The sequence below is a fragment of the Streptomyces roseoverticillatus genome (assembly GCF_000719265.1).
Classification (GTDB): Bacteria; Actinomycetota; Actinomycetes; order Streptomycetales; family Streptomycetaceae; genus Streptomyces; species Streptomyces roseoverticillatus.
In genome coordinates this window covers 252,065-276,904 of record NZ_JOFL01000019.1, presented here as the reverse complement: position 1 = coordinate 276,904, position 24,840 = coordinate 252,065, and the positions used below count along the sequence as shown (strand labels likewise).

General features: G+C 71.2%; 24 protein-coding genes. 14 read left to right on the top strand and 10 right to left on the bottom strand.

The annotated features are described in order from the left end of the window. Positions 1-481: 481 nt before the first annotated feature. Positions 482-1,429 (bottom strand): HAD family hydrolase, encoded by a 948-nt coding sequence (locus tag IF61_RS0123740; RefSeq protein ID WP_030368541.1) that lies wholly within the window; start codon positions 1,427-1,429, stop codon positions 482-484. Positions 1,430-1,572: 143 nt separating this feature from the next. Continuing rightward, positions 1,573-1,851, bottom strand: coding sequence for a glutaredoxin family protein (locus IF61_RS0123735; protein ID WP_078660433.1), 279 nt, complete (start codon positions 1,849-1,851; stop codon positions 1,573-1,575). 464 nt (positions 1,852-2,315) lie between these two features. Between IF61_RS0123735 and IF61_RS0123730 the strand changes: the two genes are divergently transcribed. The 6 genes from IF61_RS0123730 to IF61_RS0123705 all read left to right on the top strand — a co-directional run bounded on the left by IF61_RS0123730 (position 2,316) and on the right by IF61_RS0123705 (position 8,817). Then, a complete protein-coding gene (locus IF61_RS0123730) occupies positions 2,316-3,110 on the top strand; it encodes a redox-sensing transcriptional repressor Rex (RefSeq protein WP_030368539.1) in 795 nt (264 codons plus the stop codon). Next, positions 3,107-4,576, top strand: a complete 1,470-nt coding sequence (locus IF61_RS0123725) for a glutamyl-tRNA reductase (protein WP_030368538.1) — start codon at positions 3,107-3,109, stop codon at positions 4,574-4,576. The genes IF61_RS0123730 and IF61_RS0123725 overlap by 4 nt, the downstream gene beginning before the upstream one ends. After that, positions 4,573-5,595 (top strand): hydroxymethylbilane synthase, encoded by a 1,023-nt coding sequence (gene hemC / locus IF61_RS0123720; protein WP_030368537.1) that lies wholly within the window; start codon positions 4,573-4,575, stop codon positions 5,593-5,595. The genes IF61_RS0123725 and hemC overlap by 4 nt, the downstream gene beginning before the upstream one ends. Then, a complete protein-coding gene (locus IF61_RS0123715; RefSeq protein WP_030368536.1) occupies positions 5,592-7,241 on the top strand; it encodes a bifunctional uroporphyrinogen-III C-methyltransferase/uroporphyrinogen-III synthase in 1,650 nt (549 codons plus the stop codon). The genes hemC and IF61_RS0123715 overlap by 4 nt, the downstream gene beginning before the upstream one ends. Further along, positions 7,238-8,230: a porphobilinogen synthase gene (hemB, locus tag IF61_RS0123710; protein ID WP_030368535.1), complete on the top strand. Its 993-nt coding sequence runs from the start codon at positions 7,238-7,240 to the stop codon at positions 8,228-8,230. The genes IF61_RS0123715 and hemB overlap by 4 nt, the downstream gene beginning before the upstream one ends. Before the next feature lie 122 nt (positions 8,231-8,352). Continuing rightward, a complete protein-coding gene (locus IF61_RS0123705) occupies positions 8,353-8,817 on the top strand; it encodes an ATP-binding protein (RefSeq protein ID WP_030368534.1) in 465 nt (154 codons plus the stop codon). 21 nt (positions 8,818-8,838) lie between these two features. Here the strand turns inward: IF61_RS0123705 and argS are convergent, their stop codons facing one another. Continuing rightward, positions 8,839-10,599 carry an arginine--tRNA ligase gene (gene argS / locus IF61_RS0123700; RefSeq protein WP_030368533.1) on the bottom strand — a complete coding sequence of 587 codons (1,761 nt, stop codon included), beginning with the start codon at positions 10,597-10,599 and terminating at the stop codon, positions 8,839-8,841. Between the two features lie 162 nt (positions 10,600-10,761). On the opposite strand from argS, the gene lysS reads away from it, so the two are divergent. Continuing rightward, entirely contained in the window at positions 10,762-12,510 is a 1,749-nt protein-coding gene (gene lysS, locus IF61_RS0123695) for a lysine--tRNA ligase (RefSeq protein ID WP_030368532.1), read from the top strand. Positions 12,511-12,628: 118 nt separating this feature from the next. Here the strand turns inward: lysS and IF61_RS0123690 are convergent, their stop codons facing one another. Together IF61_RS0123690 and IF61_RS0123685 are read right to left on the bottom strand one after the other, a co-directional pair. After that, positions 12,629-13,348, bottom strand: a complete 720-nt coding sequence (locus IF61_RS0123690; RefSeq protein WP_030368531.1) for a hypothetical protein — start codon at positions 13,346-13,348, stop codon at positions 12,629-12,631. A 197-nt stretch (positions 13,349-13,545) separates the two neighbouring features. Beyond that, positions 13,546-14,415: a hypothetical protein gene (locus tag IF61_RS0123685; RefSeq protein ID WP_030368530.1), complete on the bottom strand. Its 870-nt coding sequence runs from the start codon at positions 14,413-14,415 to the stop codon at positions 13,546-13,548. Between the two features lie 187 nt (positions 14,416-14,602). Here IF61_RS0123685 and IF61_RS0123680 point away from each other — a divergent pair, with 187 nt between their 5' ends. Continuing rightward, positions 14,603-15,796: an RtcB family protein gene (locus tag IF61_RS0123680; RefSeq protein ID WP_030368529.1), complete on the top strand. Its 1,194-nt coding sequence runs from the start codon at positions 14,603-14,605 to the stop codon at positions 15,794-15,796. Here the strand turns inward: IF61_RS0123680 and IF61_RS0123675 are convergent. The 4 genes from IF61_RS0123675 to IF61_RS0123660 form a co-directional block, all read right to left on the bottom strand. Further along, entirely contained in the window at positions 15,768-16,502 is a 735-nt protein-coding gene (locus IF61_RS0123675) for a DUF2306 domain-containing protein (protein ID WP_052392950.1), read from the bottom strand. The genes IF61_RS0123680 and IF61_RS0123675 overlap by 29 nt on opposite strands. A gap of 107 nt (positions 16,503-16,609) precedes the next feature. Next, complete coding sequence (locus IF61_RS0123670) at positions 16,610-17,005, bottom strand: VOC family protein (RefSeq protein WP_030368527.1); 396 nt, start codon at positions 17,003-17,005, stop codon at positions 16,610-16,612. A 30-nt stretch (positions 17,006-17,035) separates the two neighbouring features. Then, entirely contained in the window at positions 17,036-17,779 is a 744-nt protein-coding gene (locus IF61_RS0123665) for an SDR family NAD(P)-dependent oxidoreductase (RefSeq protein WP_030368526.1), read from the bottom strand. A gap of 60 nt (positions 17,780-17,839) precedes the next feature. Then, positions 17,840-18,181 (bottom strand): YnfA family protein, encoded by a 342-nt coding sequence (locus IF61_RS0123660; protein WP_030368525.1) that lies wholly within the window; start codon positions 18,179-18,181, stop codon positions 17,840-17,842. A gap of 475 nt (positions 18,182-18,656) precedes the next feature. On the opposite strand from IF61_RS0123660, the gene IF61_RS33500 reads away from it, so the two are divergent. The 3 genes from IF61_RS33500 (at position 18,657) to IF61_RS0123645 (ending at position 20,576) form a co-directional block, all read left to right on the top strand. Then, positions 18,657-19,040 (top strand): anti-sigma factor antagonist, encoded by a 384-nt coding sequence (locus IF61_RS33500; protein WP_052392949.1) that lies wholly within the window; start codon positions 18,657-18,659, stop codon positions 19,038-19,040. A gap of 70 nt (positions 19,041-19,110) precedes the next feature. After that, positions 19,111-19,842 (top strand): ANTAR domain-containing protein, encoded by a 732-nt coding sequence (locus IF61_RS0123650; protein ID WP_052392948.1) that lies wholly within the window; start codon positions 19,111-19,113, stop codon positions 19,840-19,842. 5 nt (positions 19,843-19,847) lie between these two features. After that, positions 19,848-20,576: an ANTAR domain-containing protein gene (locus IF61_RS0123645; RefSeq protein WP_030368522.1), complete on the top strand. Its 729-nt coding sequence runs from the start codon at positions 19,848-19,850 to the stop codon at positions 20,574-20,576. Positions 20,577-20,596: 20 nt separating this feature from the next. Here IF61_RS0123645 and IF61_RS0123640 read toward each other — a convergent pair whose 3' ends face one another. Further along, positions 20,597-21,232 (bottom strand): hypothetical protein, encoded by a 636-nt coding sequence (locus tag IF61_RS0123640; protein WP_078660429.1) that lies wholly within the window; start codon positions 21,230-21,232, stop codon positions 20,597-20,599. A gap of 129 nt (positions 21,233-21,361) precedes the next feature. Between IF61_RS0123640 and hemL the strand changes: the two genes are divergently transcribed. The 3 genes from hemL to IF61_RS0123625 all read left to right on the top strand — a co-directional run bounded on the left by hemL (position 21,362) and on the right by IF61_RS0123625 (position 24,787). Beyond that, on the top strand, positions 21,362-22,696 hold the full coding sequence (gene hemL, locus IF61_RS0123635) for a glutamate-1-semialdehyde 2,1-aminomutase (protein WP_030368520.1): 1,335 nt from the start codon (positions 21,362-21,364) through the stop codon (positions 22,694-22,696). Positions 22,697-22,749: 53 nt separating this feature from the next. Continuing rightward, the gene (locus IF61_RS0123630) at positions 22,750-23,397 is read left to right on the top strand and encodes a histidine phosphatase family protein (RefSeq protein ID WP_052392960.1); all 648 of its coding nucleotides are present in this window, start codon (positions 22,750-22,752) and stop codon (positions 23,395-23,397) included. Positions 23,398-23,575: 178 nt separating this feature from the next. Further along, positions 23,576-24,787 (top strand): polysaccharide deacetylase family protein, encoded by a 1,212-nt coding sequence (locus IF61_RS0123625; protein ID WP_030368518.1) that lies wholly within the window; start codon positions 23,576-23,578, stop codon positions 24,785-24,787. The last annotated feature ends 53 nt before the right edge of the window (positions 24,788-24,840 follow it).

The following is a 24,840-nucleotide window of genomic DNA, read 5'->3' as shown; positions in this document are numbered from 1 at the left end:
TCCCAGAGGCAGAGCTTCCATCACGTGCAGTACGGAACCGTTCACTCGTCGTAGGGACAAGGGGGTACCGGTTTGCGTCTGAGGAGAATAACGCTTCGTACAGGCAGCACTACACCGAGTTGCTCAAATCATCGTTTCCGTTCGATCTCTTACCGGTTCGAGATCGATCAAATATCGAACTATGAAAGGAGGTTGAACAGATTTGGTCATGGTGTGGCCGAATGGGCGGCGTGTTGTGGCAATCCGGGCGCGGAAGGACTGGGGAGAAGGATGTGAGGGTATGAAGACAGGATTGCCTGAGAGTGACGGTCGGCTACGCGCTGTTGCCGAACCCTTGTGGTGACCGCGCGAGTGGTGGCGCGAAGTGGACGGCGTGCCGCCGTGACAGAGCCGCCCCGGAGTCGCTAAAGCGCCGCCCCGGTGTCGCTGGGACGCGGCAGCCGGGGCGGAGGAGCGGGTGCGGGAGGGGTGCGGGAGCGCCTCAGCGCCTGCGCCGGTGCAGGGCGATCGCCGCGGCCGCGCCGCCCGCCAGGGCGCCCACGCCGGCCGCCGCCGGGATGCCGACCTTGGCCGCCTTGCGGCCCGTACGGTAGTCGCGCAGGCGCCAGCCGTGCTCGCGGGCGTGCTTGCGCAGCCGGCCGTCGGGGTTGACGGCGTAGGGGTGTCCCACGAGGGACAGCATCGGGATGTCGTTGGCGGAGTCGCTGTACGCGGCGCAGCGGTCCAGCTCCAGGCCCTCGGCCGCGGCCAGGGCGCGGACGGCCTCGGCCTTCGCCGGGCCGTGCAGGGGCTCGCCGACGAGCTTGCCGGTGTAGACGCCGCCGATCGACTCGGCGACGGTGCCGAGCGCGCCGGTCAGGCCGAGGCGCCGGGCGATGATCGTCGCGGCCTCGACGGGCGCGGCGGTGACGAGCCAGACCTTCTGGCCCGCGTCGAGGTGGGCCTGGGCGAGGGCGCGGGTGCCGGGCCAGATCCGCTCGGCCATGTACTCGTCGTAGATCTCCTCGCCGATGGTCATCAGCTCGGAGACGCGGTGGCCCTTGACGATGGACAGGGCGCTGTCGCGGGCGTCCTGCATGTGCTCGGCGTCCTCGCCGGCCAGCCGGAACCACACCTGCTGCCAGGCGAAGCGGGCGAGCTCGCGCTTCTGGAAGAAGCGCCGCTTGTACAGGCCGCGCCCGAAGTGGAAGAGGGAGGCGCCCTGCATGACGGTGTTGTCGAGGTCGAAGAAGGCGGCGGCCTGCACATCGCCGACGACCGGGAAGTCCGGCTGAATCGGCTCAGCCGGCTCCTGCGCGCCTTCCAGGGCGCTCTCGGCGGCGCTCTCCTGAGCGGTTTTGCGGGCTGCCTCCGCCGCGGCCTCGCCTGCCAGCACGCTGCGTGCCGTGGCAGAGCGCCTGCGCGGAGTGATCCATCCCAGTGCGGCCATGGCCCGAGCATAGCCAGTATGTTCGGGGTAACCGGAGTCGGGATGATTCCGGGGCGTGAACTTCCCCTGACGCTCCGGTTACGCCCGGCGGGGCGGCGTGCGGCGGGGCCGGGGGAGGGGTCGCTCCGAGGGGCGGGTGCCGGTCAGCCCGTCAGGGCCTTGCGCAGCCGGTCGGGGTCCACGCGCCAGAAGTCGTGCTGGGCGCCGTCGACGAGGATCACGGGGATCTGCTCCCAGTACTTGCGGTGGAGCTCCTCGTCCTGGGTGATGTCCTTCTTCTCCCAGCGGGCACCCAGTTCGCCGCAGACGTCGGCGATGACGGTCTCGGCGGCGTCGCACAGGTGGCAGCCGGGCTTGCCGATCAGAGTGACCGTGCTGTCGGCGGGGTTCTTGCGGGGGCGGCGGCGCAGCAGGGGGGTCATGTCCGCCATTGTGCCCGCACCCCGTGTGCCTCTGTGTGCTTCTGTGCGCGCCTGTATGCAATGACGTGCTCCCGGCTCGCTCAAACGTGCGGGATGGGTGCCTGAGTCGACTACCATCATGTGGCGATTTGTTGGCGTCCGGGGTTTTTTCTGGCCCGGGGGCCCCGGGCCGGGGGTTACCCCCGGGAAGTAGTAGTGAGTCAGGAGTGAGCGCCGTGTCCGCGTCGACGCTCCCCTGGGTCGCGCGTGACGGGAGTGGCTGCTGTGGCAGTCCGGCCGGCCGTCCCCGGAAGGGGCCGAATGGTTCCCGCTCAGGGCCGAAAGGCCGCGTGACACCGGTCACTTTGACCGGGCAAAACGGACACCATCTTTGTGCACGCGTTCACAAAGGCATAGCCTGCGTTCGACGGGGCGGTCCTGGGACGAGGCGCCGCCCGCAGCCCCGCTCTACCCGCAGGAGCACCGTGGCAACTGGCCGAACTCACCGACCGGCGACCCGAAGCCGAGGGATTCCCGAGGCCACCGTCGCCCGGCTTCCGCTGTACCTGCGCGCGCTGACCGCGCTCTCCGAGCGCTCGGTGCCCACGGTCTCCTCCGAGGAGCTCGCGACCGCGGCGGGCGTCAATTCCGCCAAGCTCCGCAAGGACTTCAGCTACCTCGGCTCGTACGGCACCCGCGGGGTCGGCTACGACGTCGAGTACCTCGTCTACCAGATCTCCCGCGAGCTCGGCCTGACCCAGGACTGGCCGGTCGTCATCGTCGGCATCGGCAACCTCGGCGCGGCCCTCGCCAACTACGGCGGCTTCGCCTCCCGCGGCTTCCGCGTCGCGGCCCTGATCGACGCGGACCCCGCGATGGCCGGCAAGCCGGTCGCCGGGCTGCCCGTGCGCCACACCGACGAGCTCGAATCGATCATCACCGACAACGGCGTCTCCATCGGCGTCATCGCCACCCCGGCCGGCGCGGCCCAGCAGGTCTGCGACCGCCTCGTGGCCGCCGGTGTCACCTCGATCCTCAACTTCGCGCCGACCGTGCTCTCCGTGCCCGAGGGCGTGGACGTCCGCAAGGTCGACCTGTCGATCGAGCTGCAGATCCTCGCCTTCCACGAGCAGCGCAAGGCCGGCGAGGAGACCACCTCCGCGCAGGAGCCCGCCGCCGCGGCGCAGCCCCGCTCCGGCGCGGCCGTGCGCACGCCCGCGGGCGGCCGGGCGGCCGGAAAGGGACCGGACGGGGACGTCCCCGCCGTGATGCCGGCATGAGCCTCCTCGTCGTCGGACTGAGCCACCGCAGCGCGCCGGTGAGCGTGCTGGAGCGCGCCGCCCTCGCGCGCGAGGCGCAGGCGAAGCTGCTGCAGGACACCCTCGCGGCCGAGCCCGCCACCGAAGCGGCAGTGCTCGCCACGTGCAACCGCATCGAGCTCTACGCCGACGTGGACAAGTTCCACGCCGGTGTGGCCGAGCTGTCCACGCTCCTCGCCCAGCACACGGGCGTCGGACTGGACGAGCTCACTCCGTACCTCTACGTGCACTACGAGGACCGGGCCGTCCACCACCTCTTCTCGGTGGCGTGCGGGCTGGACTCGATGGTCGTCGGCGAGGGCCAGATCCTCGGCCAGATCAAGGACGCCCTCGCCCTCGGCCAGGAGCTGCACACCGCCGGCCGGCTGCTGAACGACCTGTTCCAGCAGGCCCTGCGGGTCGGCAAGCGCGCCCACAGCGAGACCGGCATCGATCGCGCGGGCCAGTCCCTGGTCACCTTCGGCCTGGAGCGCCTCGCCGACGGCGCGCCGCTCGGCGACTGGGCCGGCGGCAAGCGGGCCCTCGTCATCGGCGCCGGCTCGATGTCCTCCCTCGCCGCGGCGACGCTCGCGCGCGCGGGCGTGGCCCACGTGGCCGTCGCCAACCGCACGCTCGCCCGCGCGGAGCGCCTCGTGGAGATCCTCCAGGAGCCGGGCGGCCGCTCCGCCGCCGGCTTCACGGCCTCGGCCGTGGAGATGGCCGCCGTGCCGGCAGAGCTCGCGCTCGCGGACGTCGTGGTCAGCTGCACCGGCGCCATGGGCGTCGTCCTGACGGCCGAGGCCATACGCGCTGCGCTGGCGTCCCGTACGGACGCGCCGGCCGGCCCCGCGGCCGCGGGCAGCGTGGACCAGGACCGTACGGACAGCGGCTGTCCGCTCGACTCCGCCTGCGGCGACGCCGCCCGGACGGACGTCCGCCTCGCCCTCCTCGACCTCGCCATGCCGCGCGACATCGACGCCGCCGTGCACCGCCTGGACGGCGCCCGGCTCGTCGACATCGAGTCGCTCGCCGAGGCCTCCGCCGACGCGCCCATGGCCGCCGACGTCGACCAGGTGCGCACCATCGTCTCCGACGAGGTCGCCGCCTTCGGCGCCGCCCAGCGCGCCGCCCACATCACCCCCACCGTGGTCGCCCTGCGCACCATGGCCGCGGACGTCGTCGCGAGCGAGATCGCCCGGCTCGACGGCCGCCTGCCCGACCTGGACGACAAGCAGCGCGCGGAGATCACCCAGACCGTGCGCCGCGTCGTCGACAAGCTCCTCCACGCGCCGACCGTGCGCGTCAAGGAGCTGGCCTCCACCCCCGGCGGCGCCGGCTACGCCGACGCGCTGCGAGAGCTCTTCGACCTCGACCCGCAGGCGGTCGCCGCCGTCAGCCGGGCCGACTCGCAGGCCGGTACGCACAAGACGGCACGGGAGCCGGCATGAACGACAACTCTTCGTGGCCGCTGCGCCTCGGCACGCGCCGCAGCAAGCTCGCCATGGCCCAGTCCGGGCAGGTGGCGGAGGCCGTGCGGCAGCTGACCGGCCGCCCGGTCGAACTGGTGGAGATCACCACCTACGGCGACGTCTCGCGCGAGTCCCTCGCGCAGATCGGCGGCACCGGCGTCTTCGTCTCCGCGCTGCGCGACGCGCTGCTCGCGGGTGAGATCGACTTCGCCGTGCACTCCCTCAAGGACCTGCCGACCACGCAGCCCGACGACCTGGCCCTCGCGGCGATCCCGCCGCGCGAGGACCCGCGCGACGTGCTGATCGCCCGCGACGGCCTGACCTTCCAGGAGCTCGCAGCGCTGTCTTCCGGGAAGGTTGCCAGGATCGGCACCGGCTCCCCGCGCCGCATGGCCCAGCTCAACGCCTGGGCCCGCGACCTCGGCCTGGAGATCGAGACCGTGCCCATCCGCGGCAACATCGACACCCGGATCGGCTACGTCACCGACGGCGAGCTCGATGCCGTGGTGCTCGCCGCCGCGGGCCTCGCGCGGATCGGCCGCAGCGATGAGGTCACGCAGTTCCTGGAGACCGACGCAGTTTTGCCCGCCCCCGGCCAGGGGGCCCTGGCGATCGAGTGCGCCATGACCAACGCACCCCTCGCCGCGACGCTCGCCGAGCTCGACGACCCGTACACCCGGGCCGCCGTGACCGCCGAGCGTTCCCTGCTCGCCGCCCTGGAGGCCGGCTGCTCCGCACCTGTGGGTGCGTTGGCCGACCTTTCCCCAAGCTCTCGACTTCGCTCGAGCAGGGGATACCCCAATGTTGATGAGCAGGTTGTCACCGAAATGCGCCTGCGGGGCGTCGTCGGCACGACCGACGGCAAGACGCTGGTGCAGCTGTCCACCACCGGCCCCGTGCCGTCGTCCTGCGAAGAAGCCGTGGCCATGGGCCGCGAGCTCGCCGCTGCGATGCTCGACAAGGGTGCGGCCGGTCTTATGGGGGAGCGAGCACTTTGAACCCCACCGCCCCGAACCACCCCGTGCACGGGCACGTCACCTTTCTGGGTGCCGGCCCCGGAGACCCGGGACTGCTGACGCTCCGCGCCGTGGAGGCGCTCGCGGCCGCGGACGTCCTGATCGCCGATCCGCAGGTGCTCGACGTGGTGCGTGCGCATACGCGCGCCCATGTGGACATGCCTGCCCAGACGGTTACTGACGAGGCATCAAAAACCGCGGACATCCCTGTCCTTAGGGACACCGCCAATCTTGTCATGACGGCCGCGCGCAGCGGCAAGCGGGTCGTCCGTGCCGTCCTCGGCGACCCCGGCCTCGACGGCGACGCCGCCGACGAGATGCTCGCCTGCGCCGCCGAGGGCATCACCTTCGAGGTGGTCCCCGGCGTCGCCACGGCCGTCGGCGTGCCCGCCTACGCCGGTGTGCCGCTGCGCGACGGCAAGGGCGCCGACGTGCGCTTCATCGACGCCCGCACCGCCTCGGCCACCTGCTGGTCCGAGGTCGGCGCGAGCGCGGTCACCGCGGTCGTCTCCACGACCCTCGACTCCGTCGTCTCCGCCGCCGGCGAACTGGTCTCCGCCGGCCGCGGCCCCGACACCCCGATGACCGTCACGGTCGCCGGCACCACCACCCGCCAGCGCACCTGGACCGCCACCCTCGGCAGCGTCGCCCAGGTGCTCAAGGCCGCCAAGGTGCTGCCCTCCGCCGACGGCGCCCAGCCCGTCATAGCCGTGGTCGGCGAGCGCAGCGCTGCCGAGCAGCGCGACCGGCTCTCCTGGTTCGAGTCCAAGCCGCTCTTCGGCTGGAACGTCCTCGTGCCGCGCACCAAGGAGCAGTCCGCCTCGCTCTCCGACCAGCTCCGGTCCTACGGCGCCGTGCCGAGCGAGGTCCCGACCATCGCCGTCGAGCCGCCGCGCACCCCGCAGCAGATGGAGCGCGCGGTCAAGGGCCTGGTCACCGGCCGCTACGAGTGGATCGCCTTCACGTCCGTGAACGCCGTCAAGGCGGTGCGCGAGAAGTTCGAGGAGTACGGGCTCGACGCGCGCGCCTTCGCCGGCATCAAGGTCGCGGCCGTCGGCGAGCAGACCGCCAAGTCGCTGATCGAGTTCGGCGTGAAGCCCGACCTCGTGCCGTCCGGCGAGCAGTCCGCCGCCGGCCTGCTGGAGGACTGGCCGCCCTACGACCCGGTCTTCGACCCGATCGACCGCGTCTTCCTGCCGCGCGCCGACATCGCCACCGAGACCCTGGTCGCCGGCCTGATCGACCTGGGCTGGGAGGTCGACGACGTCACCGCGTACCGCACCGTACGGGCCTCGCCGCCGCCGGCCGAGACCCGCGAGGCGATCAAGGGCGGCGGCTTCGACGCCGTGCTCTTCACCTCGTCGAGCACGGTCCGCAACCTCGTCGGCATCGCCGGCAAGCCCCACAATGTCACCGTCATCGCCTGCATCGGCCCGGCCACCGCGAAGACCGCGGAGGAGCACGGCCTGCGGGTGGACGTGCTGTCGCCCGAGCCCTCGGTGCTCAAGCTCGCCGAGGCGCTCGCGGAGTTCGGCGCGGCCCGCCGCGACGCCGCCCTGGAGGCCGGCGACCCGGTGACCCGCCCGAGCGAGCGACGTCCCGGATCGCGTAGAAGGGCACGGAGTTGAGCACCACGTACGGCACGTTCCCGGGGTCCCGGCCCCGGCGACTGCGCACCACCCCGGCCATGCGCCGCATGGTCGCCGAGACCCGGCTGCAGCCGGCCGACCTGATCCTCCCCGCCTTCGTGCGGGAGGGCATCAGCACCCCGGTGCCGATCTCCGCCATGCCGGGGGTCGTCCAGCACACCCGCGACACCCTGCGGAAGGCGGCCGTCGAGGCGCTGGAGGCCGGCGTCTCCGGGATCATGCTCTTCGGCGTGCCCGAGGAGGCCAAGAAGGACGCCGCCGGCACCGCCGGCACCGACCCGGACGGCATCCTCCAGGTCGCCATCCGCGACGTGAAGGCCGAGGTCGGCGACGAGCTCGTCATCATGTCCGACCTGTGCCTGGACGAGTTCACCGACCACGGCCACTGCGGCGTCCTCGACGCCTCCGGCCGGGTCGACAACGACGCCACTCTTGAGCGCTACGCCGAGATGGCGCAGGTCCAGGCCGACGCGGGCGTCCACGTCGTGGGCCCCAGCGGCATGATGGACGGCCAGGTCGGCGTCATCCGCGACGCCCTCGACCAGACCGGCCACGAGGACGTCTCCATCCTGGCCTACACCGCCAAGTACGCCTCCGCGTTCTACGGCCCCTTCCGCGAGGCCGTCGGCTCCTCGTTGCAGGGCGACCGCAAGACCTACCAGCAGGATGCGGCCAACGCCCGCGAGTCGTTGCGCGAGCTCGCGCTCGACCTCGCCGAGGGCGCGGACATGGTCATGGTCAAGCCGGCCCTGCCGTACCTGGACATCCTCGCCAAGGTCGCGGAGGCCGTCGACGTGCCGGTCGCCGCGTACCAGATCAGCGGCGAGTACGCGATGGTCGAGGCCGCCGCCGCCAACGGCTGGATCGACCGCGACCGCGCGATCATGGAGACCCTCACCGGCATCAAGCGCGCCGGCGCCCAGATGATCCTCACCTACTGGGCGACCGAGGTCGCACGCCGGCTCTGACGGCACCGTCCGAGACCGTCAAAGGGCCGGTGCCCGGGGGGAATTCCACGGAAACAGTGGAAAGCCCCCGGGCACCGGCCCTAGCTTGTGGCGCACACCGCCCCCTCCGCGGAGACGCGCCCATGAGCACCGACCCAGGGCTCCCCGACAGCTGGGAATACACCCTCCAGGTCCCCTCCGACCCGCTCGCGCCCTGCATCGCCCGCCGCACCCTCCGCACGATCTTCGAGGAGCACGGCTTCGCGCGCGTGGCCGAGACCGCCGAACTGCTCACCTCGGAGCTGGTCACCAACTCCTACCGGCACTCCGACGGGCCCGCCTCCGTACGCGTCCGGCGCGAGGGCAAGGGCAGCGCGGTGCGCGTGACCGTATGGGACACCAACCCCGCACTGCCCGGCCTGCGGGCCACCGCACTGCCCCGCGAGGACGCCGAGGAAGGGCGCGGGCTCGCGCTCGTGATGCGTTGCGCCGACAGCTGGGGAGGATTCGCGCTGCGCCGGCAGCCCCAAGGGCTCACCGGCAAGCTCGTCTGGTTCGAACTGGGCGGGAACGAAGACAGGGGCGGGCCGGGCGGGGAAACCGCCTGACCCGCCCCCGCACACCAGGTGTTACAGGCGCTCGGGCGTCCGGATGCCCATCAGCCCCATGCCCTGCCGCAGCGTGCGGGCCGTCAGGTCGCACAGGAAGAGGCGGTTCTCCACCTGGGCCTCCTCCTCGGCCTTCAGCACCGGGCACTGGTCGTAGAACGTCGTGTACAGCGAGGCCAGCTGGTAGAGGTAACCGGCCAGCTTGTGCGGCGCGTACTCCCCGGCGGCCTCCGCCACCGTCGCCGCGAACTGGTCCAGGTGCAGACCCAGCGCCCGCTCGGCCGGAGCCAGCGCCAGCTCCGGGTGCGCGACCGGAGCGGCCTCCCCCGCCTTGCGCAGGATCGACTGGATGCGCGCGAACGCGTACTGGAGGTAGACCGACGTGTCGCCGTTGAGGGACACCATCTGGTCCAGGTCGAACTTGTAGTCGCGGGCCGCCGACGTCGACAGGTCCGCGTACTTCACGGCGCCGATGCCCACCTGGGCAGCACGCTCCGCGATCTCCTCCTCGTCAAGGTCCTGCGCCTTCTCGCGGACGATCGCCGCGGCGCGGTCGACGGCCTCGTCCAGCAGGTCCACCAGCCGGACCGTCTCGCCCTCACGCGTCTTGAACGGCTTGCCGTCCTTGCCCAGGACCGTGCCGAAGCCGAGCTGCACGGCCTTGACGTCGTCCGTCAGCCAGCCGGCCCGGCGGGCCGTCTCGAAGACCATCTTGAAGTGCAGGGACTGGCGGACGTCCACCACGTACACCAGGGTGTCGGCCTTCAGGTTGAAGACGCGGTCGCGGATCGCGGAGAGGTCGGTGGCCGCGTAGCCGAAGCCGCCGTCCGACTTCTGCACGATCAGCGGGACCGGATTGCCGTCCGGGCCCTTCACGTCGTCGAAGAACACGCACAGCGCACCCTCGGAGCGCACCGCGACACCGGACTCCTCCAGCATCCGGCACGTCTCCGCCAGCATGTCGTTGTAGCCGGACTCGCCGACGATGTCCTCGTCGCGGATCTCGACGTCCAGCTTGTCGAACACCGAGTAGAAGTAGATCTTCGACTCGTCGACGAACCGCTGCCAGAGCGCGAGGGTCTCCTCGTCGCCCGCCTGCAGGTTCACCACCCGGCGCCGGGCGCGCGCCTTGAACTCCTCGTCCGCGTCGAAGAGCGTGCGGGACGCCTTGTACAGACGGTTGAGGTTCGACATGGCCTCCTCGCCGGAGACCTCCCCGCCGGCCTTGTGGTCCAGCTCGTGCGGGTGCTCGATCAGGTACTGGATGAGCATGCCGAACTGGGTGCCCCAGTCGCCGATGTGATGGCGGCTGATCACCTTCTCGCCCGTGAACTCCAGGAGCCGGACGACCGAATCGCCGATCACCGAGTTGCGCAGGTGGCCGACGTGCATCTCCTTGGCCACGTTCGGCTGGGCCCAGTCGATGACGGTCGTGCCGGGCCGCTCCGCGAGCGGCGCGCCGAGCCGCTCGTCCGCGGCGCGCGCGGCGAGGGTCTTCGTGATCGCCTCGTCCGTGATCGTGATGTTCAGGAAGCCGGGGCCCGAGACCTCGACGTCCTTGATCAGATCACCGGCCGGCAGGCCTTCGACGACCTTGCCCGCCAGCTCGCGCGGGTTGCCCCCCAGCTTCTTGGCCAGTGCCAGCATCCCGTTGGCCTGGAAGTCGGCCCGGTCGCTTCGGCGCAGCAGCGGATCGGCGGCACCGGCCTCCGGCAGGGCTGCCGAGAGGGCGTCCGCGATGCGCTGGTGGAGCGAAGAAGCGAGGGAGGGAACCGAAGCCATGGGATGGGTGCCATTCCGGTAGACGGCATAGAACGAGTCCCGCCGATTATCCCATGCGCCTACCACGGTCCCCGCGGTAATTTCACCGGAGCCGGGCAACCCCGGAGCCACCCCTCCCGTCTGGGACAATGGTCATGCCAGGACCGTAAGGAAGGAAGTGCCGTGGCTCAGGCTCAGAGCACCGAGGCCGATTGGGTCTCCCGTTTCGCCGACGAGGTCATTGCCGAAGCGGAGCGCCGGGCCCCCGGCAAACCGATCGTCGTCGCCTCGGGCCTGTCGCCCTCCGGCCCGATCCACCTCGGCAATCTCCGCGAGGTCATGACGCCGCACCTCGTCGCCGACGAGATCCGCCGCCACGGCCACGAGGTCCGGCACCTGATCTCCTGGGACGACTACGACCGCTACCGCAAGGTGCCGAACGGCGTCCCCGGCATCGACGAGTCGTGGGCCGAGCACATCGGCAAGCCGCTGACCTCCGTCCCGGCCCCCGCCGGCTCGGCGTACCCGAACTGGGCGGAGCACTTCAAGGCCGCCATGGTCGACGCGCTCGCCGAGCTCGGCATCGAGTACGACCCGATCAGCCAGACCGAGCAGTACACCTCGGGCGTCTACCGCGAGCAGATCCTGCACGCGATGAAGCACCGCGGCGACATCGACGCGATCCTCGACCAGTACCGGACGAAGGACAAGGCGACCGGCCAGCCCAAGAAGCAGGGCCAGAAGCAGCAGCAGAAGCCCGTCGACGAGGCCGAGCTGGAGGCCGCCGAGGGCTCCGGCGCCGCCGCCGAGGACGACGGCAGCGGCTCCGGCGCGGGCTACTTCCCGTACAAGCCGTACTGCGGCGCCTGCGAGCGCGACCTGACGACCGTCACCGCGTACGACGACGAGACCACCGAGCTCGCCTACACCTGCGTGTGCGGCCACACCGAGACCGTCCTGCTCAGCGAGTTCAACCGCGGCAAGCTGGTCTGGAAGGTCGACTGGCCGATGCGCTGGGCCTACGAAGGCGTGATCTTCGAGCCCTCGGGCGTGGACCACTCCTCCCCGGGCTCCTCCTTCGTCGTCGGCGGCCAGATCGTCCGCAAGGTCTTCGGCGGCGAGCAGCCGATCGGCCCGATGTACGCCTTCGTCGGCATCAGCGGCATGGCCAAGATGTCCTCCTCCAAGGGCGGCGTGCCCACCCCGGGCGACGCCCTGAAGATCATGGAGGCGCCGCTGCTGCGCTGGCTGTACGCCCGCCGCAAGCCCAACCAGTCCTTCAAGATCGCCTTCGACCAGGAGATCCAGCGGCTCTACGACGAGTGGGACAAGCTGGAGGCCAAGGTCGCCGACGGCACCGCCCTGCCCGCCGACGCCGCAGCCCACAGCCGCGCCGCCCGCACGGCCGCCGGCGAGCTGCCCCGCACGCCGCGCCCGCTGCCGTACCGCACGCTCGCCTCCGTCGTCGACATCACCGCCGGCCACGACGAGCAGACGATCCGCATCCTCAGCGACCTCGACCCGGCCAACCCCGTCGCCGACCTCGACGAGGTCCGCCCGCGGCTGGACCGGGCCGAGCACTGGATCAACACCCAGGTCCCCGCCGAGTCCCGCACCATCGTCCGCTCCGAGCCCGACACCGAGCTCCTCGGCTCGCTCGACGAGCAGGGCCGCGAGTCACTGCGGCTGCTCCTGGAGGGCCTGGACGACCACTGGTCGCTCGACGGCCTCACCACGCTCGTCTACGGCGTGCCCAAGGTCCAGGCCGGCCTCACGCCCGACGCCAAGCCGACCCCGGAGCTGAAGGTCGCCCAGCGGTCCTTCTTCGCGCTGCTCTACCACCTGCTGGTGAGCCGCGACACCGGCCCGCGCCTGCCCACGCTGCTCCTCGCGGTGGGGGCGGACCGGGTCCGCAAGCTGCTGGGCTCGTAGCGTCTGACCGCACGAAGACGCCGGGCCGGCCCGATGAGAATCGGGCCGGCCCGGCGTCTTTGCGTACGGGCACCATGCCGGGGCCGGCCCGGAGCTACCGGACCGGTACGCGCCGGCGTCAGCCCTTGTTCGCCGCGGCGACCGCCGCCACCGCCTCCTTGGCCGCGTCCTGCGCGCCCTTGGCGATGTCGTCCGCGGCCGGGTTCTTCGCGCCCTGGAAACCGGCACCGCTGTACTTCACGGTGACGACGACATTGCCCGTACGGGCCACGACCGTCGCGTTGCGGTAGTCGTCGTCGTCCTTCTTGGTGTCCGTGGCCACCACGTTCGCGCCGTCGCCGATGCCCTCGGCCTTGTCGGTCTTCGCGTCCTTCGCGCCGTCCGCCGTGGTCGCCTTCGTCACCTGCTGCTCGGCGAACTTCTCGGCGCGCTTCTCGCCCGAGCCGAGCGTCGGGTCGGAGGCCAGCCGCTTGTACGAGACCGTCAGCGAACGGAACTGCAGGTCCTTGACATCCTCGTCGTTCAGGCCGTTCCAGAAGCAGCTCGCCGAGTCGTTGGCGTCGCTGGTGGGGAGGGCCTCGCCCTCCTTCTTCTTCGCCTTCGGCACCAGCGAGTCGATCGTCTTCTCGGCGATCGTCTTGCAGACCTCCGGCGGCAGCTTGGCGAACGTGGCCGCCTTGACCGAGGGCGAGGCGCTCGGAGCCGACGCCGGGGCGGAGGCGGAGGGCGACTTCTTCTTGGCGCCGCCGTCGTCGTCCGAGCAGCCGGTGGCGACGAGCATCACCGGTACTGCGGCGCAGGCGAGGAGTCGGGCGAGTCGCGGGGCTGTTCGGTGCATGGGTCCTTCGCTCGTTCGGTGTCGAGGGGCGGGGCGCCTGGGGCGGCCCGCCCGGTCTGGTCGGCCTGTCGGTCGGCCTGTCTGCTCGGCACGGTACGCGGCCGAGGCGGGCCGGTGGCCGTATTGGGGCGTTACCCGGCGGGCCGGGTCGGGCTCGATCGCCGAGAACACCGGGAACGCCGGGAAGCTACGAGTGGTCAATTGCCGAAGTGCCCCGCTTCGAGCTCGCGGGCCAGGGACTGGGCCTTGCCCTGGAGGTCCTCGCTGGCGGGGACGTGCAGCTTGTCGACAGACCACTGGTCGTAGGCGATGGTGACGATCACGTTCGCCGCCCGGAAGACGATGTTGATGTCCCGGTGCACGCCGGAGCCCGAGTTGATCAGCTTGTCGTCGATGAAGGCGTCGTCGCCGAGGTCGTCGAGGACGCGCGGCGCGAGCGAGGCACCGCCGGCCGGGGAGCCGGAGGCGGACGGCGCGCCCGTACGGGAGGCGGACGGCGACGGCGAACCGCTCGCCGCGCCGCCCTGCGGGTGCGGGCCCGAGCTCGCGCCCTGCGACGCCCCGGCGGAGGCCGCGGAAGACGAGCCGGACGCCGAGGGGGAGGCCGAGGAGACCGGGATGTGCGCGGCGGCCGCCTGCCGGCCGTAGAGCTGCTCCGCGCGCTGCTCGTCGCTGACGCCGGGCTGGTACGACACGACGCGCTCGAAGTCCACGGCCAGGTGCCGGGTGCCCTGCGGGGTCTCCAGCTTCCAGCGGCAGCCGACGCGGCGGTCGGTGTCGTAGGTGATCGCGGCCTGGCCCTTGTAGAGCTTCGCGGTGTCGCGGCCGTCCTCGTCGTCGCCCGTGGCGGGCAGGAGGCGGCGCAGGGTGTCGCGGTTCACGTAGCCGCAGGGCTCGGGGAGGCTGTGGTACTTGCCCGGCTGCGCGGCCGGTGCGGTGGAGCCGGCGTGGCCGGGCTTGGAGTCGTCGCCGCCGGCGGCGCCGGCCCCGCCGCTGCAGGCGGTGAGCACCGCGGCGAGGAGGGTGGCGGCCAGTGCGGCGGCCGGTGCGTGAGCCCTTCGCTGCACTGTCCGTGGCTCCTTCCACCGGCTGCGGGCCGCATCCCGTGCCGGAAAACGTGTTGCCGCCGCGGAGGCGGCGGCTGGACAGTATGTCTACCGCAAGCGCCGCCGCGTCTGCCGGTTCGCTGTCGCGAATCATGAGATATGTCCGGCTTTTGCGTTATCTTGCTTTTACGGGGTTATGAGGAAAATCATGTCCTACACCGAGGTGCCCGGCGCCCGGGTGCCGATCCGCATGTGGACCGATCCGGCCACGGTCGAGGACGTTGCCATGCAGCAACTGCGCAACGTCTCCACCCTGCCATGGATCAAGGGACTCGCGGTCATGCCGGACGTCCACTTCGGCAAGGGCGCCACGGTCGGCTCGGTGATCGCCATGCAGGGCGCGGTGTGCCCGGCGGCGGTCGGCGTCGACATCGGCTGCGGGATGTCCGCGGTGAAGACGTCCCTGACGGCCAACGACCTGCCCGGTGATCTCTCCCGGCTGCGGTCGAAGATCGAGGAGGCCATTCCGGTCGGCTTCTCGATGCACGACGACCCGGTCGACCCGCGCCGGCTGCACGGGCTGCCGACGGCGGGGTGGGACGACTTCTGGGGGCGGTTCGACGGGGTTGCGGAGGCGGTCAAGTTCCGTCGGGGTCGGGCGCTGAAGCAAATGGGAACCCTTGGCCAAGGCAACCACTTTGTTGAATTTTGCATTGATATGTCCGGTTCGGTGTGGCTCATGCTCCACTCCGGCTCCCGCAACATCGGCAAGGAGCTCGCCGAGTATCACATCGGCGAGGCGCGGAAGCTGTCGCACAACCAGGGCCTGGTCGACCGTGACCTCGCCGTCTTCCTTGCGGACACCCCGCAGATGGCCGCCTACCGGCACGACCTGTTCTGGGCCCAGGAGTACGCACGGCACAACCGCGAGATCATGATGGCGCTCTTTAAGGACGTGGTCCGCAAGGAGTTCAAGAAGGCCAAGCCCATGTTCGAGCAGACGATCTCCTGCCACCACAACTACGTGGCGGAGGAGCAGTACGAGGGCATGGACCTGCTGGTCACCCGCAAGGGCGCGATCCGCGCCGGCGGTGGCGAGTACGGCATCATCCCCGGCTCGATGGGCACCGGCTCGTACATCGTGCGTGGTCTGGGCAACGAGGACTCGTTCAATTCCGCCTCGCACGGCGCCGGCCGCCGGATGAGCCGCAACCAGGCGAAGAAGCGATTCTCCGAGCGGGACCTCGCGGATCAGACGCGCGGCGTCGAGTGCCGCAAGGACCGCGGAGTGGTCGACGAGATCCCGGCCGCGTACAAGCCGATCGAGCAGGTCATGGACCAGCAGCGGGATCTCGTCGAGGTCGTGGCGAAGCTCAAGCAGATCGTGTGTGTGAAGGGCTGACCGCCCTTCCCCGGACCGCCTTGCCGCGCTCCGGCCGACGCCCGTAGCGGTACTGGATCCAGGCCTCGGTGGCGATCAGGTTGATCACGAGGCCGAGCCAGGCGCTTGCGCTGGCGATGTCGTGGGCGGCGGCCAGGGGGTCGCCGCCGTAGGAGAGCGGGTCCTGCGCCTGGGCCGCGACGGCGTGCTCGATGAACGGCTGGATGATCCGTGAGCTGATCGCGACGAACGTCATGGAGAAGTTGCGGATCATCCACAGCCGGTGATCCGCGTAGCGCCGCTGCAGCGCGGCCCGGTACGCGGACACGCCCGTGACGGCCCAGAGCACGTCCAGGGTGCCGAGCGCGGCCTGGTTCGAGAAGCCCACCGGGGTGAACCAGACGACGGGGATCGCGAAGAGGATCGAGGGGAAGACGCCCGCGAAGAAGTAGGCGCGCCCCGTCCAGCGGTGCAGGCGCGGGCGGCGGGCCCGCAGGCGGGGCCAGAACTGCAAGGGGCCGAGGAGCGCAGCCACGGCGGCCGTGAAGATGTGGCAGACCAGCAGCGCGTAGTGCAGGTCGCTGCGCGGCGGGACCCGGCTGGTGGCCATGTCGGGCGGCAGGTAGACCCGTATCGCCAGGGCCGTCACGACGAGGCTCAGCCCGGCCATCGTGATCAGCCAGCCGGTGCTGATGCCCCGTCGTTGTCGTCCGGTCATCGTGGACATGGTCGCCCGCCCTCCCCGTCGGTCCCACTGCGGTGGGATCCACTCTGGCGGGCAGCGGCGGGCGGCGCGCTGGGGTCAGGCCCCGGACCGGGGTGTCGCCAGGCCCCCTAGGCGCGCACGTCCTGCGGGTACCAGCGCAGCTCCACCGTGTTGCCGTCCGGGTCGAGGACGTAGAGCGACTCGGCGCTGCCGCGGGCGCCGAAGCGTTGGCCGGGGCCGTCGACGACGGTGAAGACGCCGGAGTCGATCACGGTCTGCCAGTCGAGGGGCTCGACCACGAGGCAGATGTGGTCGACGTTGGAGCCGGCCGCGTCGCCGCGGTCGCGCTCCACCAGGTCGATGATCGTGGTGGGGGAGACGCGCACGGACGGGAAGGGCGCCCGGCCCGCGCGCCACTCGTCGACGCGGACGGGGTCGAGGCCCAGCGGGCCGGTGTAGAAGGCGAGGGACCGCTCGACGTCGGAGACGTTGATGACGAGGTGGTCGAAGGCGATGACGCGCATGGACGTGTTCCTCAGTTCTCTCGGTGGATCTTAGTTCTCTCGGTGGACCTTGTAGTTGCTGGCCTGCGCGCGGGGACGTACGACGAGCAGGTCGATGTTCACGTGCGGGGGCCGGGTGACGGCCCAGCCGATGGTGTCGGCGACGTCCTCGGCGGTGAGGGGCTCGGCGACGCCCGCGTAGACGGCGTCGGCCTTGGCCCGGTCGCCGCGGAAGCGGGTGAGGGCGAACTCGTCGGTGCGCACCATGCCGGGGGCGATCTCGATGACGCGGACGGGCTGTCCGCACAGCTCCAGGCGGAGGGTTTCGGCGACGGCGTGGGCGCCGTGCTTGGCGGCGGCGTAACCGCTGCCGCCTTCGTAGGTGCCGAGGGCCGCGGTGGAGGAGAGGATCAGGACGGTGCCGTCGCCGCTCGCGGTGAGGGCGGGGAGCAGGGCCTGGGTCATGTGGAGCACGCCGAGGACGTTGACCTCGTACATGGTGCGCCAGTCGGCGGGGTCGGCGGTGGCGACGGGGTCGGCGCCGTGGGCGCCGCCGGCGTTGTTGATCAGGACGTCCACGCGGTCGAGGGTCGCGGCGAAGGCGTCGACGGCGGCGCGGTCGGTGACGTCGAGGGCATGGGCCCGGGCGCCGGGGAGCTCCTTGGCGAGGGCCTCGATGAGGTCGGCGCGGCGGGCGGTGAGGACGACGCGGTAGCCCTCGGCGGCGAGCCGGCGGGCGGTGGCGGCGCCGATGCCGCTGCTCGCGCCGGTGATGACGGCGGTGCGGGTGCTCATGGTGGTGGTGCCTCCTGGGCTCGGCGCGAGCGACCTCGTGGTCGTCCCGGGGCAGGATATTCAGCGGCCGCGTGGCACGTACATGATGATCGCCACGCCGATGAGGCAGATCAGCGCGCCGAGGACGTCGTAGCGGTCGGGCCGGTAGCCGTCGGCGACCATGCCCCAGGCGAGGGAGCCGGCGACGAAGATCCCGCCGTAGGCGGCGAGGATGCGGCCGAAGTGGGCGTCGGGCTGGAGGGTGGCGACGAAGCCGTAGGCCCCGAGGGCGGCGATGCCGGCGCCGATCCAGACCCAGCCGGGTGACCGGTGCTCGCGCACGCCCTGCCAGACGAGCCAGGCGCCGCCGATCTCCAGGAGCGCGGCGAGGAGGAAGAGGGCGACGGAGCGGGCGATCAGCATGATCGCAGCGTACGGCCGTGAGGGGGCGGGCCCGGGAGGGGCCGATCCGGCCGGTGTCCCACCCTCCCCTGGCGGGAGCACCGGCCGGTCTGTCTGCGACCACGGGGCGACCGGCGGGGCGGGAGGCGTCCGGCGCGTCCGAGGGAGACAGCGGCCGGGGGCCGGGGCCACGGCTGCACCATAGGGCGCCTGCGGGCTCTCCGGAAGGTGGTGGAGGCACATCTTCCGGGGAGGCGTGGGTTCTCGGCCAGGGGCGGCGGGGTGGCTATAGACCCTCGGAATTGAAGCACTGGCCAGGACCTTCCCGGGCCGGTTCCGGCTGATTTCCAGCATTTCAGTGGGGAGATGCCTGCCTGCCGGTGGTGATGCCCGCGGTAGACGTAGGTTCAGGATTGCTGCCCTGGACCTCGGTGGCGACGGTACGGGGACGCGAGCCCTCCGCACCGTCCACACCAGCCGAGCAGGGGGATCAGCCGTGGCGGAGTCGGAGTACGAGACCCGGATCCGGGTCGAGGGCCGGTGGGGCATGCTGGAGCTCGCCGGTGAGCTCGATATCGCGGCCGTGCCGGCGGTGGAGGAGCTGCTGTTGCAGCTGGTGGCGCTGGGTACCCCCGTCGTCGTGATCGACCTGCGCGACGTGACGTTCTTCGACTGCTCCGTTCTGGGGGCGATGTACCGGGCCCGGGCCGGGGTGCTCGCGTCCGGGGGGTGTTTCGCGGTGCTGTGCGTCCGGCCGTGGGCGCTGAAAATCATGCACATGGCGGAGCTGCTGGACGTCTTCCGGCCGGTGGCGACGCTGGTGGATCTGGCCGACCTCGACTCCCTCGATAATGGTCGCCGGAGGGGTGCCCGGGCGTAGGGTGAAGCCGACGGGCCGTTCGCCTCATGAGGGGCGTCGGAGGATCGGCCCCGGGAAGCGGGTGTCAGCGGTGGCGACCAGCTCGGGCATGGCCCGGCTGCTGCGCGATCTCTCGTCGCGGTCGGGTCCCGGCCTGATCACCGGGGATCCCCTGGAGTGCGCGCGGATCCTGGGCGTGGACGGGGTGGCGGTCTCCCTCAGCACGGACGGGGCCTTGGGCGAGGTCGTGTGGTCCTCCCCAGGCGTCAGCGAGCGCCTTGAGGACGAGCAGTTCATGCTCGGCGAGGGCCCGGGGGTGGAGTCCACCGTCTCCTGCGAGGTGATCGTCGAGCCGGATCTGAAGCTGATCCGGCCGGGCCGGTGGCCGGTGCTGATGCCGACGCTGGCCGGAATGGGCGTGGGCGCCCTCTTCTGTTTCCCGCTGCGGATCGGCGGAGTCTGCCTGGGCGTGCTGACCGCACAGCGGGCGCTCGCCGGCCCGCTGGCGCCCGCCGCGATGGACGACGCCTTGATCCTGGCGGCGGCGGTGACCGCGGTGGTGCTGGACGGCGGGCAGGGGGCGGAGCAGTTCGCCGCGGGCGAGGGCACCGCCCATCTGCACCGGGCGGTGGTCCACCAGGCCGGCGGGATGATCAGTGTTCAGGCGGGGGTGACGGTGGCCCAGGCGCTGGTGCTGCTGCGCGCCCATGCCTACCGGTACGAGCTTGCGTTGCTGCAGGTCGCGGAGGATGTCGTTACCCGGCGCCTGCGCTTCGACCACATTGGTGACGGGCTGGGCCCGTCGTTCGAAAGAAGGGGATGATGGCCATGGCTAGCCAGCAACGCACGCTGGAGATCCTGGTCGAGGCCGTGGATTCACTGATTGACGACTTCGATCTGATCGACTTCCTGCACCGGCTCACCGCTCGTTGCGTGGAACTGCTCGACATCGACGCCGCCGGCGTGATGATCATCGACCCGTGCGGCGAGTTGCAGGTCATCGCCGCCTCGGACGAGCACACCCGGCTGCTGGAGCTGTTCGCGCTCCAGCACGCGCAGGGCCCCTGTGTGGAGTGCTACCGGACCGGGCGCCCGCAGCTGGACATCGACCTGGCATCGGCGGAGGCCACGCGGGCGTTCGGGGCCTTCGCGACCCGTGCCCGGAGGGCCGGTTTCCGTACGACGCACGCGATTCCCATGCGGCTGCGCCACCAGGTCATCGGCGCGGTGAACCTCTTCCACTCCGGGCCCGGCAGGATGTCCGAGTCCGACATCCGGCTGGCGCAGGCGCTGGCGGACGTGGCCACGATCGCGATCCTCCAGCAGCGCACCATCGAGCAGGGCAACATCGACAAGGCCCAGCTCCAGGCCGCTTTGCACAGCCGGGTGGTCATCGAGCAGGCCAAGGGTGTGCTGGCGGAGCGGTGGCAGGTCAGCCTGGACGAGGCGTTCGAGAGCCTGCGGAACTACGCCCGCCCGCGGCAGATGCGGCTGGCGGACCTGGCCCGCCAGGTGGTGCAGGGCACCGTGGACACCGCCGAGCTCCAGCAGAGCTGACGCGCGGGCCCGCGGGCCGCTCACGGCCAGACGAGGCAGTACGGCTGGTGGCCGTTCTCGTGGAGGCGGTGGGAGAAGTCCTGCCACTCGCGCAGGAGCTGGTAGACGCCGAAGGCGTCGCGGGGGCCGCCGCGGTCGGGGACGGTGGACCAGATGAAGGCGGCGGCGCCGACAGACTCCTCGCCGATGCCGCGCAGCGGGTCGACGACGGTCATGGGCAGTTTGACGACGGCGTAGTCGGGGTGGAGGACGACCAGTTCGAGCGGGGGGACCTTGTGCAGGGGTATGCCCTCGATGCCGGTGAGCACCATGGCGGCCACGGTCTCCGGCTTGATGCGGGTGAACATGCCGCCCATGCCGAGCTCGTCGCCGCCGAGCTCCTCGGGGCGCATGGAGATGGGGACGTTCGCCGCGGCCGCGCTGTTGGGTGCCCCGAAGTACTTGTAGGTCACCCCCACGCGGCCGCTCCTGTTTCCCGTGCTGTTCGTGTTGCTCGTGCTGCCTGTACTGCTCGTGTTGTCCGCGCCGCCCGTGCTCCCCGGGAGCTGCTCCTCGCGCCGGTCGCGCCGGCCCCTGTGGCGCCCCCTGCGGGACTGCCGGGCGCGCTCGGGGCCCAGGTCACCGGTGCCCTCACCCAGTCCGCCACCGCGCTGCATATCTCCACCTGACCGCTTTTTCCTACGCAGCACTGCCCCCGCCGCGCAACCCGATCATCGTCTCAGAGACCTCCCCCGTGAAGAGCGTGCGAAACGCCCGGAGCGGACTCGTCGCGAGGCTCTGAGACCATGGCTAGCGTGAGCTACCCATACCCCATGCATGCGCCAGTCTCGCAGACACTCTTCGACCGCGCCGCTGTCGTGACGCCCGGCGGCGTGAACTCCCCGGTCCGGGCCTTCCGGGCCGTGGGTGGTACGCCCCGGTTCATGGTGTCCGGCACCGGTCCGTACCTCACCGACGCCGACGGCCGGGAGTACGTCGACCTCGTGTGCTCGTGGGGGCCGATGATCCTCGGGCACGCGCATCCCGAGGTGATCGCGGCCGTCCAGGAGGCGGTGGCCCGGGGGACGTCCTTCGGTACGCCGGGTGAGGGAGAGGTCGCGCTCGCCGAGGAGATCGTCGCGCGCGTCGAGCCCGTGGAGCAGGTGCGCCTGGTGTCGTCGGGCACCGAGGCGACGATGTCGGCGATCCGGCTGGCGCGCGGGTTCACCGGCCGCGCCAAGGTGATCAAGTTCGCGGGCTGCTACCACGGCCACGTGGACGCGCTGCTGGCCGCGGCGGGCTCGGGCGTGGCGACGTTCGGGCTGCCGGACACGCCCGGCGTGACCGGTGCGTCGGCCGCCGACACGATCGTGCTGCCGTACAACGACCTGGAGGCCGTGCACGAGGCCTTCCACGCCTACCCGGGTGAGATCGCCTGTGTGATCACGGAGGCGTCGCCGGGCAACATGGGCGTGGTGCCGCCGCTGCCGGGCTTCAACCAGGGGCTGAAGGACGCGTGCGCCAAGAACGGCGCGCTGTTCATCTCCGATGAGGTGATGACGGGCTTCCGCACGTCGAAGGCGGGCTGGTACGGCGTCGACGGCGTGAAGCCGGATCTGATGACGTTCGGCAAGGTGATGGGCGGCGGCTTCCCGGCGGCGGCGTTCGGCGGCCGGGCCGACGTGATGGCGCACCTGGCTCCGGCGGGCCCGGTCTACCAGGCGGGCACGCTGTCGGGTAACCCGGTGGCGACGGCGGCGGGTCTCGCGCAGCTGCGGCTGCTGGACGACGCGGCGTACGAGAAGGTCGACGCGGTGTCCGCGGAGATCAGCGGCCTGGTGAGCGAGGCGCTGACCAAGCAGGGCGTGGTGCACCGCCTGCAGACGGCGAGCAACATGTTCTCGGTGTTCTTCACCGGGCGCGAGGTGCGGGACTACGACGACGCCCGGGCGCAGGAGTCGTTCCGCTTCAACGCCTTCTTCCACTCGATGCTGTCGCAGGGCGTGTACCTGCCGCCGTCGGCGTTCGAATCGTGGTTCGTCTCGACGGCGCACGACGAGGCGGCGGTGGAGCGGATCGCGGCGGCGCTGCCGGCGGCGGCGCGCGCGGCGGCCGAGGCGACCGAGGAGGGGGCCAAGTGAGCCCGGCGAAGGGCGCGGCGCGGGGGCGGGACGACATCACCGTCGTGCACCTGATGCGCCACGGTGAGGTGCATAACCCGGAGGGCGTGCTCTACGGGCGGCGGGCCGGCTATCACCTGTCGGACCTGGGCCGCCGGATGGCGGACCGGGTGGCGGAGCACCTGGCGGGGCGGGACGTCACCCATGTGGTGGCCTCGCCGCTGGAGCGGGCGCAGGAGACGGCCTCGCCGATCGCCAAGACGCACGGGCTGGACCTGGCGACGGACGAGCGGCTGATCGAGGCGGCGAACGTCTTCGAGGGCAAGACGTTCGGGGTCGGTGACGGCGCGCTGAAGAAGCCGGCGAACTGGAAGTACCTGACGAATCCTTTCCGCCCGTCGTGGGGCGAGCCGTACGTCGAGCAGGTCGTGCGGATGATGAGCGCGCTGGACGCGGCGAAGGACGCGGCGCGCGGTCACGAGGCGGTGTGCGTGAGCCACCAGCTGCCGATCTGGATCGTGCGGAGCTTCGTGGAGCGGCGGCGGCTGTGGCACGACCCGCGGAAGCGGGAGTGCACCCTGGCGAGCCTGACGACGTTCACCTATAGGGGGGACAGGATCGTCTCGGTGGGGTACAGCGAACCGGCCCGGGATCTGGTGCCGGCGCATCTCCTCGCGGGGGCCAAGCCGGTGAAGGGCGGGTCCAAGGCGTTCGGCGCCTGAAACCCTTTCGGCGGAGTACGGGTTGCTCCGTAAGACGGCTCCGGCTGCGTAAATGCGGGGCAACTCCGTAAAGACGGGGGAAACTGCGCAACCGCCGTACTCGACGCGCCCTCTCACGCAATGTCGTTTTATATGGACGACAACGGCGTGGGGCACGGCGAGTACGGACGGAGTCGACATGCGCGACATCAGCCGACGGGGTCTCCTCGGGTGGGGTGCGGGAGCGGCCGCGGCGCTGGGCGGCGTGGCCGGCTGCTCCTCCACGGCGGTCCCGGAACGACGCAGCGGTCCGGCGGCGAAGGCCGTGGAGCGGGCCAAGGCCAAGCTGATCGGTGACGGTTCGACCGCCGACGCGGGGCCGCAGCCCAACCAGCCGCCGGAGCCCGAGCGGCTGGAGCCGGGGCAGAAGCCGCCGCAGTTCGTGATCTTCTCGTGGGACGGGGCGGGCGAGGTCGGCAACGGGCTCTTCCCGCGCTTCAGGAAGCTGGCGCAGGATCACAACGCGCGGATGACGTTCTTCCTGTCCGGGCTGTACCTGCTGCCCGAGTCGAAGCGGCACCACTACAAGCCGCCGAACAACCCGGTCGGCGCCTCCGATATCGGCTACCTCACCGACGACCACGTCCGGGCGACCCTGGAAAACGTGCGGGAGGCGTGGCTGGAGGGGCACGAGATCGGCACCCACTTCAACGGCCACTTCTGTTCCGGCGAGGGGTCGGTCGGCAAGTGGGAGGGGGAGGACTGGGAGTCGGAGATCGAGCAGGCGGTCTCCTTCGTCACGGAGTGGCGGACGAACACCGGGTTCGGCGATCTGGAGCCGCTGCCGTTCGATTACCGCAAGGAGCTCGTGGGCGCCCGGACGCCGTGTCTGCTGGGGCAGGACAATCTGCTGCCGACGGCGGCGAAGCTCGGCTGGCGCTACGACGCGAGTTCTCCGGGCGGGACGCAGGTGTGGCCGTCGAAGAAGCACGGCCTGTGGGATCTCCCGCTGCAGCAGATTCCCTTTCCCGGGCATTCGTTCGAAGTCCTGTCGATGGACTACAACATCCTCGCCAACCAGTCGAAGAACACCACGCGCGGCCCTTCGGTGCACTATCCGGAATGGCGGCAGCAGGCCACGGACTCCTATCTCGCCGGATTCGAGCGGGCGTACGAGACGAATCGCGCGCCGTTCTTCATCGGGAACCACTTCGAGGAGTGGAACGGCGGCATTTATATGGATGCGGTGGAGGAAGCTCTGAAACGCATCGCCGACGATCAGTACAAGGACGTGCGGCTGGTCTCCTTCCGCCAGTTCGTGGACTGGCTGGACGTCCAGGACCCGGCCGTGCTGAGCGCCCTGCGCCGGCTGGAGGTCGGCGAGAAGTGGCACGCCAGGGTGGCCGCCTGACCGCCCGCGCGGCCGTGTCCCGGGGCACTGCCGGGCGCCGGCCCGCGTCACAG

What these genes read in the sequence shown, in the direction of transcription:
- IF61_RS0123740 (WP_030368541.1), bottom strand. Translation starts at nt 1,429, where the DNA reads ATGGCCGCACTGGGATGGATCACTCCGCGCAGGCGCTCTGCCACGGCA.
- IF61_RS0123735 (WP_078660433.1), bottom strand. Translation starts at nt 1,851, where the DNA reads ATGACCCCCCTGCTGCGCCGCCGCCCCCGCAAGAACCCCGCCGACAGC.
- IF61_RS0123725 (WP_030368538.1), top strand. Translation starts at nt 3,107, where the DNA reads ATGAGCCTCCTCGTCGTCGGACTGAGCCACCGCAGCGCGCCGGTGAGC.
- hemC (WP_030368537.1), top strand. Translation starts at nt 4,573, where the DNA reads ATGAACGACAACTCTTCGTGGCCGCTGCGCCTCGGCACGCGCCGCAGC.
- IF61_RS0123705 (WP_030368534.1), top strand. Translation starts at nt 8,353, where the DNA reads ATGAGCACCGACCCAGGGCTCCCCGACAGCTGGGAATACACCCTCCAG.
- argS (WP_030368533.1), bottom strand. Translation starts at nt 10,599, where the DNA reads ATGGCTTCGGTTCCCTCCCTCGCTTCTTCGCTCCACCAGCGCATCGCG.
- IF61_RS0123690 (WP_030368531.1), bottom strand. Translation starts at nt 13,348, where the DNA reads ATGCACCGAACAGCCCCGCGACTCGCCCGACTCCTCGCCTGCGCCGCA.
- IF61_RS0123680 (WP_030368529.1), top strand. Translation starts at nt 14,603, where the DNA reads ATGTCCTACACCGAGGTGCCCGGCGCCCGGGTGCCGATCCGCATGTGG.
- IF61_RS0123675 (WP_052392950.1), bottom strand. Translation starts at nt 16,502, where the DNA reads ATGTCCACGATGACCGGACGACAACGACGGGGCATCAGCACCGGCTGG.
- IF61_RS0123670 (WP_030368527.1), bottom strand. Translation starts at nt 17,005, where the DNA reads ATGCGCGTCATCGCCTTCGACCACCTCGTCATCAACGTCTCCGACGTC.
- IF61_RS0123665 (WP_030368526.1), bottom strand. Translation starts at nt 17,779, where the DNA reads ATGAGCACCCGCACCGCCGTCATCACCGGCGCGAGCAGCGGCATCGGC.
- IF61_RS0123660 (WP_030368525.1), bottom strand. Translation starts at nt 18,181, where the DNA reads ATGCTGATCGCCCGCTCCGTCGCCCTCTTCCTCCTCGCCGCGCTCCTG.
- IF61_RS0123645 (WP_030368522.1), top strand. Translation starts at nt 19,848, where the DNA reads ATGGCTAGCCAGCAACGCACGCTGGAGATCCTGGTCGAGGCCGTGGAT.
- IF61_RS0123640 (WP_078660429.1), bottom strand. Translation starts at nt 21,232, where the DNA reads ATGCAGCGCGGTGGCGGACTGGGTGAGGGCACCGGTGACCTGGGCCCC.
- hemL (WP_030368520.1), top strand. Translation starts at nt 21,362, where the DNA reads ATGGCTAGCGTGAGCTACCCATACCCCATGCATGCGCCAGTCTCGCAG.
- IF61_RS0123630 (WP_052392960.1), top strand. Translation starts at nt 22,750, where the DNA reads ATGCGCCACGGTGAGGTGCATAACCCGGAGGGCGTGCTCTACGGGCGG.
- IF61_RS0123625 (WP_030368518.1), top strand. Translation starts at nt 23,576, where the DNA reads ATGCGCGACATCAGCCGACGGGGTCTCCTCGGGTGGGGTGCGGGAGCG.